Below are 16,258 nucleotides of genomic sequence, written 5' to 3' on the forward strand. Positions count from 1 at the left end.
CGCGCAGCCGCCGGCGCGTCGTCGCCCGCCGCGTCGGCGCCGGCGACGTGCTGGTCGTCCTCGCCCTCGTCGGCGTCGGCTGGTACTTCTACCAGCGCTTCGACAGCAACATCACCGTCGACTCCGCCACCGCCCGCGAGCTGCAGCGCTACGAGGAGGAGCGCCCCGAGCCCGCCGCCAGCGGGGCCACGAACATCCTGCTCATCGGCTCCGACTCGCGCGCCGGCACCGACCGCTACGGCCGCGACACCGGCGTCGAACGCTCCGACACCGCCGTGCTCCTGCACCTCGCCGGCGACCGGGACAGCGTCACCGCGCTGAGCATCCCGCGCGACCTCATGGTCCGCATCCCCGACTGCCGCCGCCCCGGCGGCGGGACGAGCGGCAAGCAGGTCAACCAGTTCAACTTCAGCTTCGCCTTCGGCGGCGCCGCCTGCACGATCCGGGTGGTGGAGAAGCTCGTGGGGGCGCGCGTCGACCACCATGTCATCGTCGACTTCCAGGGCTTCAAGAAGGTCGTGGACGCCGTCGACGGCGTGGAGGTGTGCCTGCCCGAGCCGATGCGCGACAAGTCGGCCAAACTGCGGCTGCCCGCGGGGCGCCAGGTGCTCGACGGGGAGCAGGCGCTCGGCTACGTACGGGCGCGCAAGTCCCTCGACGGCGGCAGCGACACCCAGCGCATGGTCCGCCAGCAGGAGTTCATGGCCTCGCTCGTCAACAAGGTGCAGAGCAACGGCGTCCTGTTCAACCCGCTGCGCCTGGCCCCGCTGCTGGACGCGGTGACGTCCGCGCTCACCGCCAACGAGGAGTTGTCGTCGCTCGCCGAGCTGTACGACCTGGTACGCGTCGTGCGGTCGGTGCCCAGCGAGCGCGTGCACTTCCTGACCGTGCCGCGCCGGCCGTACCGCCACGACGCCAACCGCGACGAGCTGGTGCAGCCCGCGGCGGGCAGGCTGTTCGAGGCGCTGCGCACCGACAGCGTCGTGCGTTTCGTCGCCAGGGGCGAGAAGGCCGAGCGGAAACGGGAATCCGGCGCCCCGCCCGTTTTCAAGGGGACGACCCCCGAGGATGACATCTGCCGATAGTGCGGATCAACGCGCACAAGCGGGGCACGGTGTTTGGAGTGGATGCGCGGGATGTCCTGTTACGAGTGCGTGGAATTTGTCACGGGCGTCGCCAGCCGTTGAACGGGGCGGCTAGTGTGAGCCGACCGGCCGCCTGACAGGCGGCCGTCGAGCATGCGTAGGAAGACCGGGCGCCCGCGGGGGAGGCGCTGACCAACCGATGTGAGGACCCGAGCGACCGTGGATGGGCGAGGCCGTGGACACGCCGGCGAGGTCGACCCCGCCGATCAGTGGGTGTTCAATCCCGAGACCGGCAGCTACGAGCTGCGTCTCGACCCGCAGATCCCGGGGAGCCAGGGCCCGCCGCCCCACGGCCGACACGTACAGGGTACGCACGGTCACGCCCCGCAGGGATACGGGCCCCGGCAGCAGACGCCGCAGCAGTACGTCCCGCAGCAGCACGGCCGGCCGCCGCACGCGTCCCCCCAGCCCGGCCGGCAGCCTCCCGGCCCGCAGCCCGGGGACATGCACCCCGGGGACGCGCAGCCCGGGGAGACCGGGCACCCCCAGGAGCCCCGCCTGCCGTCCCAGCGCCGCCGCGGCGCGTCGGGCGGCTCGGGTGGCTCGGGCGGTGCCGGCGGCTCCGGCAAGGGGCCGGGCTCCGGCCCCGACGGCCCGCGCAGCCGCCGCCGTGCCAAGCCGCCCAAGAGCCGCAAGAAGAAGGCGCTGATCTGGACCGCCGGCGGCCTGGCGGTGGTGCTCTTCGCCGTCGGCACCGCCGCGTTCCTCATCTACCGCAAGCTCAACGGCAACCTGGACAAGATCGAGGTCGCCGGCGAGGACCACGCGGCGGTCATCGACGGCCCCGTCAACATACTCGTGATGGGCACGGACAAGCGCACCGGCGAGGGGAACACCAGCTACGGCGACACGAACAGCCCCGGCCACGCCGACACCACCCTGCTGTTCCACGTCTCCGAGGACCGCAGCAACGCCACGGTGCTGAGCATCCCGCGCGACATGATCACCGACATCCCCGACTGCAAGACCAAGCAGGAGGACGGCAGCTGGAAGACGATCCCCGGCACGTACGGGACGAAGTTCAACGAGAGCCTCGGGCAGTACGGCCGGGACCCGGGCTGCACCTGGAAGACCGTCGAGAAGATGACCAAGCTCGACGTCAACCACTTCATCCTCGCGGACTTCAACGCCGTCAAGGACCTGTCGTCCGCGGTCGGCGGCGTCGAGGTGTGCCTGGAGAAGGACATCGACGACCCCAAGTCGCACCTCAACCTGCCCGCGGGCCGGCACACGATCGAGGGCGAGCAGGCGCTCGCCTTCGTCCGCACCCGCTACTCCGTCGGCTTCGGCAGCGACCTGAGCCGGATCGAGCTGCAGCAGCAGTTCCTCAGCTCGCTCATCCGCAAGATGAAGTCCGGCGGCACCCTCACCAACCCGAAGAAGCTGTACGACCTGGCCAACGCCGCCACCAAGGCGCTGACGGTGGACCCCGGCATCGGCAGCGTGAAGAAGCTCACGGAGCTGGCCAACGACCTCAAGAAGGTGCCCCAGGACGAGATTACTTTCGCGACTTTGCCGGTGGTGGACAACCCTGACGACGACGCAACGGTCCTTATGAATGAGGCCAAGGCCAAGCCGCTGTTCAAGCTCCTCAAGGCGGACAAGCCGTTCGACGGGGAGAAGAAGGGCAAGAAGGACAAGCCGGTGAAGAAGGCGAAGCCCGGGGAGGTGAGGGTCGAGGTCGTCAACGGCGGCGGGCAGTCCGGCATGGCGTCGGCCACCGCCGGGTGGCTTCTCGACGAGGGAGTGGGCTACGCCGCCGAGGCGGGCAACGCCCCGGAGAACCTGGCCGAGACCCGGCTTGAGTACGGCCCCGACCAGGCCGGTCAGGCCGCCAGGGTCGCCGACCTGATGGGGCTGCCGAAGAAGGCCATGAAGAAGACGGGGGACAACGCAGGGGCCGAGGGGACGATGACGCTCACACTCGGCGAGGACTTCACCCAGCCGGGCACGCCTGTCGAGGCGCCGGACAAGGCACCCGACGGGGTGCAGAACGTCAAGGCCGACGACAAGAACGTCTGTGCGAAGTGAGGCGTACGTGCGGACTGGACACCGCACGTCCGCGATCGACCAGGAGGCCCCATGCGCCGCAGCGGTGTCCGCGGTAGCGGAGCGGACGGCCGTCCCGACAGAGCCCGCGAGCTGGGCTGGGACGACACACTGTACGAAGACGCGGGCCCGCCGGACATGCCGCGGCAGCGCGGCTACGCGCGTCACGCCGACGACCACGACCCCCGCTACCACGACGGCCACGACGGCTACGACCGCCACCGCTCCGACGGCCCCGAAGGCGCCGCGTACGGCTACGACGACGGACGCCCGCCCCGGCGCAGGCCCGGCCGCGCGCTGCGCGTCGCCCGCTGGTTCTTCGGCATCGTCGCCTTCCTCATACTCGGCGCCGCCGCCGCCGGCTACCTCTTCTACCGCGACCTGAACAACAACCTGGAGAAGGACCCGCTCAACCTCGGCAAGAACAAGCTCGACGAGAAGCAGCCCAACGCCGACGGCCAGACCCCCCTGGACATCCTGCTCCTCGGGTCCGACAGCCGGAACTCCGAGGAGAACGTCAGGCTCGGCGGCTCCCACGACGACGTCGGCCGCAAGCCGCTGGCCGACGTGCAGATGCTGCTCCACGTCTCGGCGGACCGCAGCAACATGTCCGTGGTCAGCGTCCCGCGCGACACCCGGGTGACGATCCCCGAGTGCACCGACCCCGACGACGGCGAGGTCTACCCCGAGACCACCACCGAGACCATCAACACCAGCCTCCAGCACGGCGGCCCGGGCTGCACCGTGGCCGCCTGGGAGACCCTGACCGGCGTCTCCATCGACCACTTCATGATGATCGACTTCGCCGGCGTGGTGAGCATGGCCGACGCGGTCGGCGGCGTCCCCGTCTGCGTCCGGGACAACGTCGACGACCCGGACTCCGGCCTGCGGCTGGAGAAGGGCGAGACCACCGTCAAGGGCGAGCAGGCGCTCCAGTGGCTGCGTACCCGGCACGGCTTCGAGGACGGCAGCGACATCGGCCGCACCCACGCCCAGCACCAGTACATGAACTCGATGGCCCGCCAGCTCAAGGAGGGCACCAAGCTCACCGACCCCGGCAAGCTGCGCGCCCTGGCCGTGGCGGCCACCAACGCGCTGACCGTCGACGAGGAACTGGGGTCGGTGAAGGAGCTGTACGACCTCGCCAACGAGATCAAGCGGGTGCCCGCGGAACGCATCACCATGACCACCATGCCGTGGGCGCAGGACCCGCAGAACAGCGCGCACGTCATACCCAACGAGCAGGACGCGGCGCAGATCTGGTCCATGCTCCGCAACGACGTCGCCTTCGACGGCAAGGACAAGCCGGGGAAGAAGAAGCCGGCCGAGGACCTCGTCGCCGAGGCCGAGCCGAAGGCGGACATCCCCGTCGTCGTGCAGAACGGCACCGGCACCGCGACGTACGCCCCGGTCACCGGCCGGGCGGGCGCCATCGCCCAGGTGCTCGTCGGCGAGGGCTTCACCCAGGCCGCCACCGACGCCACCCCCAAGGCGCAGGCCGACACCACGGTCACGTACGCGACGCCGGAGCAGCACGCGAACGCCCTGGCGGTGGCGAAGGCGATCGGGCTGCCCGACCGGGCGGTCAAGCAGTCCGTCGGCGTCGACCGGGTCACGCTGGTCATCGGCGCTGACTGGCGGGAGGGCGACGCCTACCCCGAGACCGCGGGCGGCGACGACGGCGGGAAGGGCGGGAAGGGGGAGCCGGAGAAGGCCCCGGAGAGCGCCAACCCGCTGGCGGGCAGCAACAAGAAGGCGTGCATGGACGTCAATCCCGCCTACACGTGGTGACGCCGCGGCTCCGCGGCCCGGCCCGCGGCCCCGGGGGAGCCGCTCAGCGGGCCGGGACCGCCGGGCGGCGGCTGGCGATCACCTTCCGCGCCAGCGACCGCGGGCTGGTGAGGAACCCCCAGCCCCAGGACATGTGCATCGTGGCCAGCGCCACCGGGATCTGCAGCCGCGCGCGCGCCGGCAGCCCGCGCCCCGCGGGCACGGAGCCGGCCGCGATCCCCACGGCGTACGCGAGCGGGACGACCAGACCGAGCGGCGTCAGCGGGGTCACCAGCACCCCCGCCGCGATCCCCGCGAGGGCGGCGGGCGGCGCGAGGTAGCGCGGGTTGATCGAGCCCTTGTGGTAGCGGGCGACGACGCGGCGCCAGCGGCCGTAGTCCTTGTACTGCCTGGCCAGCGCCCGCAGGTTCGGCCGCGGCCGGTACGAGACCCGCAGCTCGGGCGAGAACCAGACCGCCCCGCCCGCCGAGCGGATACGGAAGTTCAGCTCCCAGTCCTGCGCGCGGACGAACTCCTCGTTGTAGCCGCCCTGCCGCTCCAGCGCCTCCCGGCGGAAGACGCCGAGGTACACGGTGTCCGCGGGCCCCGCCTCGCCGCCGGTGTGGAACGCGGCGTTGCCCACCCCGATACGCGCGGTCATCGCCGCGGCGACGGCCTGCTCCCAGCTCGTCTCGCCCTCGGCGTGCATGATGCCGCCGACGTTCTGCGCGCCCGTCTCGTCCAGCAGCCGCACGGCGGTGGCGAGGTAGCCGGGGGAGAGCATGCCGTGGCCGTCGACGCGGACCACGACCGGGTGCCGGGACGCCTTGATGGCCGCGTTGAGCCCGGCGGGGGTACGGCCCGTGGGGTTCGGCACCGTGTGCACCCGGCGGCGGGGGCTGTCCGCGGTCTCGCGCACCAGCTCGGCGGCGATCGCGTCGGTGCCGTCCGTGGACGGGCCGAGGGCGATGACGACCTCCAGCTCGCCGTCGTAGTCCTGCTCCAGGATGTGCCGCACCGCCTCGCGGAGGTGCCGCTCCTCGTCGAGCACCGGCATGATCACGGAGACCGCGGGGGGCGGCGGCGCAGAGTCGTTCATAGCGCCGCTCAGGTTACCGCGAACGGGGGATCGGGGCGTGCCCGCAGGGTGGCGTTAAGCGTACGGACGGCGTGTGCGGGGCAGGACGGCGCCGACGTCCTTACCGTGGTCGGTCCGTACCCCGCCTCTGCACCCGCCGCACCGCACCCCCGACCCGCCCGACCGAGCCCGCGGAGGTCCCGCAACCGTGCCAGCCCCGTCCGTGCAGCGCCCGCGCTGGGTCCTGCGGATCGCCACCGCGCTGTCCCTCCTGCTGCTGGCCACCGGCGGGGCCGGGTACTTCATGCTCAGCTCCCTCAGCTCCGGCATCCACCGGGTCGACGCCTTCGGCGGGCTCCAGGACCGCCCCCGGGCGGGCCACGGGCTCAACTTCCTCGTCGCCGGCATCGACCGGCGCGACAGCGTCAGCGCCGCGGAGCGGCGCGAGCACCGCCTCGGCGGCCAGCCGTGCAACTGCACGGACGCGCTGATGCTCGTCCACCTGTCGCGGGACCGCGAGCGGGCGAGCGTGGTCAGCATCCCCCGCGACAGCTACGTCGAGCTGCCGCCGCACACCAACCGCGCCCTCGGCGAACGGCGCACCGCGCACCCGGCGAAGGTCAACGCGGCGTACACGCACGGCGGCCCGCCGCTGACCGTACGCGCGGTGGAGAAGCTGTCCGGGGTGCACATCGACCACTACGTGGAGATCGACTTCCGGGCGTTCATGAAGACCGTGGACGTCGTCGGGGGCGTGCAGGTGTGCACCCAGCGCCCGCTGCGGGACAAGTACTCCGGGCTCGACCTGCCCGCGGGCACCAGCAGGCTCGACGGCGGGGAGGCGCTGGCGTACGTCCGCGCCCGGCACCTGGACGGCGCGTCCGACATGGGCCGGATGAAGCGCCAGCAGCGCTTCCTGGCCGCCGTCATCGACAAGCTCACCGGCAGCAGCGGCCTGCTGAACCCGCTGCGCTTCCGCGAGGTCGGCGCGACGCTCCTCGGCTCGGTGCGCACGGACGCGGGGCTGGACACCGGCGCGGTGTTCGCGCTGGGCAAGGCGCTGCACGGGTTCTCGCCGGAGTCGTCGGAGTTCGCGACGGTGCCGGTGGCCGACATGGACTACGAGGTGCCGGGGCTCGGCGCGACGGTCAGGTGGGACGAGGAGCGGGCCCGGCGGCTCTTCGACCGGCTGCGCGAGGACCGGCCGCTCAAGCCGCGGCGCGGGCGCGGCGGCTCCGGCTCCGGCTCCGGCTCCGGCGGGCAGCGGAAGGCGACACCGGTGGAGGTGCCGCCGGAGCGGATCCGGGTGCAGGTGGAGAACGGCACGGCGGAGAACGGCCTCGGCGGGCGCGTGGACCGGTCGCTGGCCCGCACCGGCTTCGCCACGACCGGCGCGCCCGCGACCGCGGAGCCGACGGACCGTACGGTCCTCACGTACGACCCGGAGTGGGACCGCTCCGCCCGCTCCCTGGCCGCCGCCCTGCCGCACGCGAAGCTGCGCCCGGTCCCGGACCACGGCGCGGTGCTGACGGTCACGCTGGGCGCGGACCACGAGAAGGTCCGCCGTGTACGGCCCGCGGACCCGATCCTGGACGGCGCGGACGTCTGGTCGGCGGTGACGGGCGACGAGGTGCTCTGCACGTAGCGCCTCCCGCGGGGGCGGCGGGTGCGGCCGCGTGGGCGCCTCCGGCGCGGGCGGCGGTTGCGCGGATGGCCGGATGCTGCCCCCGGCGGCTGCGACCGCTGGTCCGGTACGGCGGCCGCCGCCGCGCGGGGAGCCCCCGGCCTGGCGCGAGCCGGTCCACCCGGCGTGAGCCGCCCGCACTCCCGGGTCAGCCGTCTCCGCGCTCGCGCAGGTCCTTGATCGCGCGGCGGCGGGCCAGCCGGTGCGTGCGCCGGATCCGGGCCTCCTGGCTGCGCCGCTCGTCGCGCTCCGTCTCCGGGACGACCTGCGGGACCGGGCGCGGCCGGCCCAGGTCGTCGACCGCCGCGAACACCAGGTACGCGCTGGCCACCTGCTTCGCCGGCGTCGACTCGTTCCACCGCTCCGCCATCACCCGCACCCCGACCTCCATCGAGGTCCGCCCCGTCCAGTTGACCTGCGCCAGGACGTGCACCAGATCCCCGATCCGCACCGGCTCCAGGAACACCATCTCGTCCATCGACGCCGTCACCGCCGGCCCCCCGGAGTGCCGTCCCGCGACCGCCCCCGCCACGTCGTCCACCAGCTTCATGATCACGCCGCCGTGCACGGTGCCGAGCAGGTTCGCGTCGTTCGCCGTCATGATGTGCGACAACGTGGTGCGGGACGCCGAGGTCGGCTTCGCCTCGCCCGCCGCCGGGGGTGCCTGATCGTTCATGTGTGTCACTGTATGCGGCCTGCCGCTTTGCATCAGAACCGCTACAACCCCGGTCCGATTCAGAACCCCCCTTCAGGTCCCGCGGCCGGGCAGGGCAGACTTCCGGCATGAGCGACTGGCCCGAGGGGTGGACCGCAGACAGCCGGGACCGGTACGGGCGCGGCAGCCGCGCGTCGGATCCGGAGCCCCACCGCGTCATGCCCGTGGTGGGCGGCGGGGTGCCGCCGCAGCGCTCCCGGGGCTACGAGGACGACCACGGTCCGTACGGCGACGGTTACAACGAGGGGCAGGTCTACCGCAGCGGCGGCGGGCCCTCCGACCCGTACGGAGGCGGCGGCGACGGCCGCGGCGGCCCCGGCTACGGCAAGCCGCCCCCGGACTGGCGCAAGCGGGTCAAGATAGGCCTCGTCGTGGCGCTCGTCATCGTGATCGTCGTGCCCGTCGCCACGTACTTCTGGGCCGACTCCAAGCTGCGCCGCGAGGTGGATCTCAGCAAGGTCGAGGACCGGCCCGGCGACCAGGACGGCACCAACTTCCTCATCGTCGGCTCCGACAGCCGGGAGGGCCTGTCCAAGGAGCGGCAGGACGAGCTGCACACCGGCTCGGTGGGGGGCAAGCGCACCGACTCGATGATGATCCTGCACAAGGGCGACAACGGGAACACGATGGTCAGCCTCCCGCGCGACTGGAAGGTCACCATCCCGGCCTTCACCGGCTCGGAGACCGGCAACCGCATCCCGGAGCAGACCCAGAAGATCAACGCCGCCTACTCCATCGAAGGCCCCGAACTCCTCGTCCGCACCGTCGAGTACAACACCGGCCTGCACATCGACCACTATGCGGAGATCGGCTTCGGCGGCTTCGCCAACATCGTCGACGAACTCGGCGGCGTCGAGATGTGCTTCGACAAGGCGGTCCAGGACAAGAACTCCGGCGCCGACTTCGAGAAGGGCTGCCAGGACCTTGACGGCGCCGAGGCGCTGGCCTTCGTCCGCAACCGGTACGCGCTGCCGGGCGGCGACCTGGACCGGACGAAGAACCAGCAGAAGCTGCTGTCCAAGCTGGCTGACGAGTCGGCGAAGATGTCGACGGTCCTCAACCCGTTCAAGCTCTACCCGACCATGGGCGCCGGCCTGGACTCGCTGATCGTCGACAAGGACATGAGCCTGTTCAACGTGCTGCAGATGTTCTGGGCGATGAAGGGCGTCTCGGGCGGCGACGGCAAGCAGATGAACCTGCCGGTGGTCTCCGGCGGCAACGACCCGCGGCTCGGCTCCGTGCAGGTGTGGGACGAGCCGAAGGCCAAGAAGCTGTTCGAGCAGCTGAAGAACGACGAGAAGGTCACCGTGTCGGGGAACTGACCGCGGCGGCCCTCCGTACGGGACCCCGGCCCGCGCGGCGGGCGGGGTCCCGTTCCCGTACGCCTCGGAGCGCGCCCGCGCGCTCAGCGCACCACCGTGAACGACTCCGCCGCCCGCGGCGGGCGCTGCCGCGGCGGGGCCGCCGCGTGGCCCACGGCCACCGCGCCCATCGGGTCCCAGTCCGCCGGCAGGTCCAGCACCTCGCGGACCACGTCCCGGCAGAACATCGTGGACGACACCCACGCCGAGCCCAGCCCCTCGCCGGCCAGCGCGACGAGGAAGTTCTGCACCCCGGCCCCGGTGGCGACGACGAACATCTCCCGCTCGGCGGCGTTGCGCCGGTCGTCGGGGTAGGTGTGCGAGCCGTCCATGACCAGGCAGGGCACCACCAGGTACGGGGCGTTGCGCAGCACGTCGCCGCGGCGGATCCGCTTGGCGACGGACTCCTCCGTGAAGTGGCTCAGCTCCCGCAGGTCCCGGATCCACGCCTCGCGCATGGCGTCCACCAGCTCCGTCCGCACCGCCGGCGACTCCAGCAGCACGAACCGCCACGGCGTCGTGTGGTGCGGCGCCGGCGCCGTCACGGCGGCGGCCACGGCCCGCCGCACCGCCGCCGGGTCCACCGGCGCGCCGGTGAACTCGCGCACGGTGCGCCGCTGCGTCACGGCCTCGCGGACCGCCTCCGAGGTGCCGAGGCGGAACATGTCCTCGGCCGGCTCCCGCACCAGCTCCCGCGCGCCCGGCCCGGCCTCCTCGCCGGCCGGGGCGACGAGCTGCGGCAGCCCGCTGAGCACCGCCACCGGCAGCCCGGCGGCCTTGCCCTTGACCAGCTCGCCGGCGGCGGCCAGTTCGTCCGCGGCGGCGACGACCGTGCCCTCCAGGGCGTTGCCGTACGTGTCCCGGGCGCCGCGCAGGTCGTCCAGCACGCGGACGCCGGCGGCGCCGACGGCCACGTCGGTGACGCCGTTGCGCCAGGGGCGGCCGAAGGTGTCGGTGACCAGGACGCCGACGTTGACGCCGAGGATCTCGCGCAGGCCGGCGCGCAGCGCGCGGGCGGAGGCGTCGGGGTCCTCGGGGAGCAGCAGGACGGTGCCGGCGGGGGTGTTGGAGGCGTCCACGCCGGCGGCGGCCATCACCAGGCCGTGCCGGGTCTCGACGATACGCAGCGGGCCGCGGCGGGCGACGAGGCGTACGGCCTCCTCGTCGATGGCGGCCTCCCGGTCGCCGGGCACGGCGGTGTGCCGCACCCGGCCCTCCGCCTTGCTGACCACCTTGGAGGTGACGAGCAGGATGTCGCCGTCGGCGAGCGCGGGCCCGGCGCGGCCGGTGGGGCCGGTTGCGGACGTGGCCGCGGCGGCGACGAGCTTGGCGAGGTCGTCGCCGGGGCGCACCTCGGGGATGCCGGGCAGGGCCCGTACGCGGAACTCGGGGGCCGGCGCCGTGCCCGGGTCCGCCGGGCCCGCCTCCGTGGCCGCGTCCGTGCCCGCCGCCGCCTCCGTGCCCGTGCCCGTGTCCGCCGTCATGCCCGTACCTCCTGAGCCAGCTCCAGCGCCGCCGCGGCCATCCGCGCCGTCGCGTCCGTGTCCCGCATCATCAGCGGCACCGCCCGGCAGCGGATCCCGGCGTCCGTCACCGCCGGCACCGCCGCCTCGTCCACCTCGTCGACCAGCCAGCCGTCGATGAGCCCGGAGCCGTAGTGCAGCGCGACCGCCTCGGCGGTGGACTCGACGCCGACCGCGGCCAGCACCTTGTCCGCCATGCCGCGCACCGGGGCGCCGCCGACGATGGGGGACAGGCCCACGACGGGCACGTCGGCGTCGGCGATGGCCTCGCGGATGCCGGGCACGGCGAGGATCGCGCCGATGCTGACGACGGGGTTGGACGGCGGGAAGAGGACCACGTCGGCCTCGGCGATGGCCTCCAGCACGCCGGGCGCGGGCTTGGCCTGCTCGGCGCCGACCGGCACCACGGCGAGCGCGGGCACGGAGGCGCGCAGCCGCACCCAGTACTCCTGGAAGTGGACGGCCCGGCGCTCGCCGTCCAGCTCGACGGCGACGTGCGTCTCGACCCGGTCGTCGGTCATCGGGACCAGCCGTACGCCCGGCCGCCAGCGGTCGCACAGCGCCTCGGTGACGGCGCTGAGGGGGTAGCCGGCGCCGAGCATCTGGGTGCGCACGATGTGCGTGGCGAAGTCGCGGTCGCCGAGGCCGAACCAGCCGGGCCCGACGCCGTACGCCGCCAGCTCCTCCTTGACGGTGAACGTCTCGTCGGCGCGGCCCCAGCCCTGTGCCTCGTGGATGCCGCCGCCGAGCGTGTACATCACGGTGTCGAGGTCGGGGCAGACCTTGAGGCCGAACAGGTGGATGTCGTCGGCGGTGTTGCCGACGACGGTGATGTCCGCGTCCGGCTCTGCCTGCTTCAGGCCGCGGAGGAACCGGGCGCCGCCGATCCCGCCGGCCAGTACAACGATGCGCATGGCGCCCAGTCTGGCAGGCCGGGTTCAGCGGCGGGCCGGCCGACCGGCTGCGCGGCCGGCGCCGCCGGCGGCGGTGCAGCGGGCGGCGCCGGCGTGGTCCTCGTGCATCGGCATCTCGGTGAGGGCGGGGAAGTAGACGTGCAGGCTGACGGCCGGGGTCAGCGCGTCGTTGACGACCTCGTGGACGTACCCCGGCGCGAAGAAGTGCTGCGCGCCCGGCGCGAGGATGCGCGGGGCGTGGTCCGTGCGCTCGGTCAACTCCCCTGCCAGCACGGTGAGTACGCCGGAGGACGGGCCGTGGCCGTGCGCCCCGCTGCCCTGTCCGGGCAGCCAGCTGAGCAGCCACACCTCGTAGCCGGGGCCGGTGCGCAGCCGGTGGTACCAGCGGGTGACGGGGTCGTAGTCGACGAGCGGCGCCCAGGCGTCCCGGTCGGCGGCCAGCGCGCGGGCGAGGCCGGCGAAGTCGGCGACGGTGACGGGGTGGGCGGGCGCGGGCGGGAACAGGTGCGGGAAGGCGAGCGGGTCGCCGCCGATCTGGATGTCGCTGAGCATCGGGCTCGGGGGTCCTTGGCGTGTGTGGTGCGCGAGGAGCGCGGGGAGAGGGGGCGGTCACGGGACCGCGCGGGCCGCGGCGGGCGGCAGGCAGCGGAGGGCGGAGCTGGAGCCTCAGCGGCTACAACAGCTCGGACACTCCTCGCTCGGCCAGGACGGCCACGGGCCCGACATGCGCATCAGCAGAGCCGATCCGGACGGCGGTTGTCAACCGGATGCCCGGGTTGCCCGCCAGGATTCACACCTTCCGGTACCCGGGCGTGGCGAAAGGTTTATTCACCGCGTTGTACGGAGAGGACGGCGACCAACCGCAGGGCGGGCATCGGGGCCGGGGTGCCGTTGTGCATCCGTGACGCGACTGTGATCTTCTTCGCTTTGCCGGGCGGGCCGCAACGGCGCCGTAGCCCCGATCGTCTCCCTGGGTGAGGGTGCCTGCCGGGATCGCGGTCTATCGCACTGTCATGGTCTTGGCCGATATGCACACTTTTTACGAGGGCTTGGTGCCGCAGGGTGAATAAGAGGTCCAATAGCAGATCCCGGCTTGACTGTGCCAGAGCGGCGTACCTGTAATTTCACACGTGTCGTTCGGGCGATTCGGTAACGGCAACATCACGGGGAAGCAAAGACGAGGGGCGCGCACATGACCGAGCTGTTCCAGCAGGCGCTGGTCGAGGAGGCGGACGAGGAGCTCGGGTGGCAGGAGCGCGCCTTGTGCGCCCAGACCGATCCCGAGTCCTTCTTCCCGGAGAAGGGCGGATCCACACGTGAGGCCAAGAAGGTCTGCCTCGCCTGTGAAGTCCGGTCCGAGTGCCTGGAGTACGCCCTCGCCAACGACGAGCGCTTCGGCATCTGGGGCGGCCTGTCCGAGCGCGAGCGGCGGCGGCTGAAGAAGGCGGCGCTGTAGCGGCGGAACAGGCCGCAGAGCAAGCCGCGGAACAGGCCGCAGCAGAAGCCGCGGCAGAAGACGGCGCGTGCGCGCGGAGCGTGCGCCGGGCGCCCGCAGGCGTACGCCACCGCGTACCCGGCCTCGGCGGAACCCCGCGGCGGCCTGCGGAGCGTCCCGCACGTCGCCGCCTGACAGAGGGACCCTCTAGTGTGGGGGCCGTCCTGACAGCCGCCACATTCCCGGGAGGTGACCCGGACCCCGCCAGGGGCCCGCACCTCGATGTCCGAGCACAGCCACGCTGACTACGCGGCCGGCCACCCGGCCGCCGCAGCCGACGCAGCAGCCCGGCCCGGGGCCGCCTCCGAGGGCGCCGCTGGCCCCGGCGGTGCCCCCGCCTACCCGCGGCACGTCGTCACCGCCGTGCTCGTCTCGCACGACGGCGAGCGGTGGCTGCCCGACGCGCTGGCCGCGCTCACGGCGCAGGAGCGCCCCGTGCAGAACGTCATCGCCGCCGACACCGGCAGCGCCGACGGCTCCGCCCGCATCCTCACCGAAGCCCTCGGCGCCGAGCGCGTGCTCCACCTCGCCCGCCGCACCGGCTTCGGCACCGCGGCCGCCGAGGCCGCGCGCACCGCGGGCGTGCCCACCACCGACCAACTGCCGTACCTGCGCCGCCCCAGCGGCTGGGACCCCGTCAGCCGCAGCTGGCGCGACGACGCGTACGACATGCCGGAGTTCCCGCACGGCGAGCCCGTGCAGTGGCTGTGGCTGCTGCACGACGACTGCGCCGCCGAGCCCGACGCGCTCGCCGCCATGCTCCGCCTCGCCGACGACATGCCCTCCGCCGCCATCATCGGCCCCAAGCTGCGCGGCTGGTACGACCGCAGGCAGCTGCTGGAGGCCGGCGTCTCCATCGCCCACAGCGGCCGCCGCTGGACCGGCATCGACCGCCGCGAGCAGGACCAGGGCCAGCACGACGGCAGCCGCGACGTGCTGTCCGTCTCCACCGCCGGCATGCTCGTCCGCCGTGACGTCTTCGAGCAACTCGGCGGCTTCGACGCCCGGCTGCCCCTCATGCGCGACGACGTCGACCTGTGCTGGCGCGCCCACAAGGCCGGCCACCGCGTCGTCGTCCAGCCCGACGCCGTCATGCGCCACGCCGAGGCCGCCGCCCGCGAGCGGCGCTCCATCGACTGCATCGGCAGGTCCGGGCAGACCGCGAAGGGCGCGAGCCCGCACCGCGTCGACAAGGCCGGCGCCGCCTACACACTCCTCGTCAACTGCAGCACGGCGGCCCTGCCGTACGTCGCCTTCCGGCTCGTCCTCGGCACCCTGCTGCGCACGCTGGCCTACCTCGTCGGCAAGGTCCCGCGCCAGGCCCTCGACGAGGTCGCCGGCCTCGGCGCCGTGCTGCTGCGCCCGCACCGCGTCGCCGCCGCCCGCCGCCGGCGCGGCAACCTCTCCGGAAAGGCAGCGGTCCCGCCCCGCGACCTCAAACCCCTCTTCCCCGGCCGCGGCGCGACCGTACGCGCCACCGTCGAGCAGGTGCTCAACAACTTCAGCGGCCGCTCAGAACCCGAGCTGTCCGGCGGCGGCCGGCACGGCAGCGCCGTCGAGACCGGCCCCGGCGACGAGGACGCCGACTTCCTCGAAGTCGAGCAGTTCGCCCGGCTGAAGCGGGTGGCGCGCAAGCCGGGACCGGTGCTCTTCGGCGTCCTGCTGCTCGTCTCGCTCATCGCCTGCCGCGAGTTGATCGGCGGCGGCTCCCTCATCGGCGGCGCGCTGCTGCCCGCCCCCGCCGGCGCCGGCGACCTCTGGTCGTCGTACGCCGACTCCTGGCACCCCGTCGGCACCGGCGGCACCCAGGACGCGCCGCCCTACCTGGCGTTCCTCGCCGCCCTCGGCACGGTCCTCTTCGGCAGCACCAACGCCGCGCTGACCCTGCTGCTCGTCTGCTCGGTGCCGCTGGCCGGCTTCACCGCGTACTTCGCCTCCCGGCCGCTCGTCGGCTCCCGGCTGCTGCGCGCCTGGGGCAGCGTCGCGTACGCCTTCCTGCCCGGCTTCACCGTCGCGCTCGCCGACGGCCGCTTCGGCACCCCGGGGCTCGCGGTGCTGCTGCCGCTCCTCGCCCGCGCCGCCGAGGCCGCGAGCGGGCTGCGCGGCCGGGCGAGCTGGCGCGGCGCCTGGGCGTACGCGCTGCTGCTGACCGTCACCACCGCCTTCACGCCCGTCGTGTGGCCGCTGGCCGGCTGCCTGACCGCCGCGCTGTTCGCCTGGACCGTCGTGCGCGGCGAGCGCCCCGCCGGCCTGGCCGTCCGCCACCTGGCCGTCCTGGTGACCCCCGTGGTGCTGCTCGCGCCCTGGTCGCTGGAGCTGCTCACCGCACCCTCCCGCTTCTTCACCGAGGCCGGGCTGGAGACCGCCGCCACCGACGCGACGCCGCTCGGCCTGCTGCTCGCCTCGCCCGGCGGCCCCAACGCCGGCGGCGGCGCGCTGCTCGCCGCCCTCGTGCTCGCCGCGCTGGCCGCCCTGCTGCGCTTCGGCCGGGCGCTGGCGGTCCGGGTGCTGGCCGGGGGCCGCC

12 protein-coding genes are annotated in these 16,258 nt (G+C 73.6%); 7 read left to right on the forward strand and 5 right to left on the reverse strand.

The features are described from left to right. The 3 genes from ABD317_RS21470 to ABD317_RS21480 form a co-directional block, all read left to right on the forward strand. A partial coding sequence (locus ABD317_RS21470) for an LCP family protein (RefSeq protein WP_344291565.1) occupies positions 1–1,085 on the forward strand: 1,085 nt, incomplete at its 5' end. A gap of 219 nt (positions 1,086–1,304) precedes the next feature. Beyond that, on the forward strand, positions 1,305–3,176 hold the full coding sequence (locus ABD317_RS21475) for an LCP family glycopolymer transferase (protein ID WP_344291566.1): 1,872 nt from the start codon (positions 1,305–1,307) through the stop codon (positions 3,174–3,176). 51 nt (positions 3,177–3,227) lie between these two features. Then, complete coding sequence (locus tag ABD317_RS21480) at positions 3,228–4,985, forward strand: LCP family protein (protein ID WP_344291567.1); 1,758 nt, start codon at positions 3,228–3,230, stop codon at positions 4,983–4,985. Between the two features lie 43 nt (positions 4,986–5,028). Here ABD317_RS21480 and ABD317_RS21485 read toward each other — a convergent pair whose 3' ends face one another. Then, positions 5,029–6,063, reverse strand: coding sequence for a glycosyltransferase family 2 protein (locus ABD317_RS21485; RefSeq protein ID WP_344291568.1), 1,035 nt, complete (start codon positions 6,061–6,063; stop codon positions 5,029–5,031). A 202-nt stretch (positions 6,064–6,265) separates the two neighbouring features. Here ABD317_RS21485 and ABD317_RS21490 point away from each other — a divergent pair, with 202 nt between their 5' ends. Then, positions 6,266–7,687 (forward strand): LCP family protein, encoded by a 1,422-nt coding sequence (locus ABD317_RS21490; protein ID WP_425582405.1) that lies wholly within the window; start codon positions 6,266–6,268, stop codon positions 7,685–7,687. A gap of 187 nt (positions 7,688–7,874) precedes the next feature. Here the strand turns inward: ABD317_RS21490 and ABD317_RS21495 are convergent, their stop codons facing one another. After that, positions 7,875–8,402 carry a hotdog domain-containing protein gene (locus tag ABD317_RS21495; RefSeq protein WP_027756447.1) on the reverse strand — a complete coding sequence of 176 codons (528 nt, stop codon included), beginning with the start codon at positions 8,400–8,402 and terminating at the stop codon, positions 7,875–7,877. 197 nt (positions 8,403–8,599) lie between these two features. Here ABD317_RS21495 and ABD317_RS21500 point away from each other — a divergent pair, with 197 nt between their 5' ends. After that, positions 8,600–9,763 (forward strand): LCP family protein, encoded by a 1,164-nt coding sequence (locus ABD317_RS21500; protein WP_344291574.1) that lies wholly within the window; start codon positions 8,600–8,602, stop codon positions 9,761–9,763. A gap of 83 nt (positions 9,764–9,846) precedes the next feature. Here the strand turns inward: ABD317_RS21500 and ABD317_RS21505 are convergent, their stop codons facing one another. Genes ABD317_RS21505 through ABD317_RS21515 form a run of 3 tightly spaced genes read right to left on the reverse strand, consistent with a single transcriptional unit; the run spans position 9,847 to position 12,791 of the window. Further along, on the reverse strand, positions 9,847–11,286 hold the full coding sequence (locus tag ABD317_RS21505; protein WP_344291570.1) for a coenzyme F420-0:L-glutamate ligase: 1,440 nt from the start codon (positions 11,284–11,286) through the stop codon (positions 9,847–9,849). After that, a complete protein-coding gene (cofD, locus tag ABD317_RS21510) occupies positions 11,283–12,239 on the reverse strand; it encodes a 2-phospho-L-lactate transferase (RefSeq protein WP_027756450.1) in 957 nt (318 codons plus the stop codon). The genes ABD317_RS21505 and cofD overlap by 4 nt, the downstream gene beginning before the upstream one ends. A gap of 24 nt (positions 12,240–12,263) precedes the next feature. Continuing rightward, a complete protein-coding gene (locus ABD317_RS21515; protein ID WP_344291571.1) occupies positions 12,264–12,791 on the reverse strand; it encodes a cysteine dioxygenase in 528 nt (175 codons plus the stop codon). A gap of 640 nt (positions 12,792–13,431) precedes the next feature. Between ABD317_RS21515 and ABD317_RS21520 the strand changes: the two genes are divergently transcribed. Together ABD317_RS21520 and ABD317_RS21525 are read left to right on the forward strand one after the other, a co-directional pair. Continuing rightward, positions 13,432–13,695, forward strand: coding sequence for a WhiB family transcriptional regulator (locus ABD317_RS21520; RefSeq protein ID WP_027756452.1), 264 nt, complete (start codon positions 13,432–13,434; stop codon positions 13,693–13,695). A gap of 261 nt (positions 13,696–13,956) precedes the next feature. Beyond that, positions 13,957–16,258 (forward strand): glycosyltransferase (locus tag ABD317_RS21525; RefSeq protein ID WP_344291573.1); only part of this gene is annotated, 2,302 nt, incomplete at its 3' end.

The organism is Streptomyces synnematoformans, from assembly GCF_039531005.1.
In the GTDB taxonomy this organism is placed as follows: domain Bacteria; phylum Actinomycetota; class Actinomycetes; order Streptomycetales; family Streptomycetaceae; genus Streptomyces; species Streptomyces synnematoformans.

Bases quoted from the DNA above. Each gene is read 5' to 3' on its own strand.
- ABD317_RS21480 (WP_344291567.1), top strand. From the start codon at position 3,228: ATGCGCCGCAGCGGTGTCCGCGGTAGCGGAGCGGACGGCCGTCCCGAC.
- ABD317_RS21485 (WP_344291568.1), bottom strand. From the start codon at position 6,063: ATGAACGACTCTGCGCCGCCGCCCCCCGCGGTCTCCGTGATCATGCCG.
- ABD317_RS21495 (WP_027756447.1), bottom strand. From the start codon at position 8,402: ATGAACGATCAGGCACCCCCGGCGGCGGGCGAGGCGAAGCCGACCTCG.
- cofD (WP_027756450.1), bottom strand. From the start codon at position 12,239: ATGCGCATCGTTGTACTGGCCGGCGGGATCGGCGGCGCCCGGTTCCTC.
- ABD317_RS21505 (WP_344291570.1), bottom strand. From the start codon at position 11,286: ATGACGGCGGACACGGGCACGGGCACGGAGGCGGCGGCGGGCACGGAC.
- ABD317_RS21520 (WP_027756452.1), top strand. From the start codon at position 13,432: ATGACCGAGCTGTTCCAGCAGGCGCTGGTCGAGGAGGCGGACGAGGAG.
- ABD317_RS21515 (WP_344291571.1), bottom strand. From the start codon at position 12,791: ATGCTCAGCGACATCCAGATCGGCGGCGACCCGCTCGCCTTCCCGCAC.
- ABD317_RS21500 (WP_344291574.1), top strand. From the start codon at position 8,600: ATGCCCGTGGTGGGCGGCGGGGTGCCGCCGCAGCGCTCCCGGGGCTAC.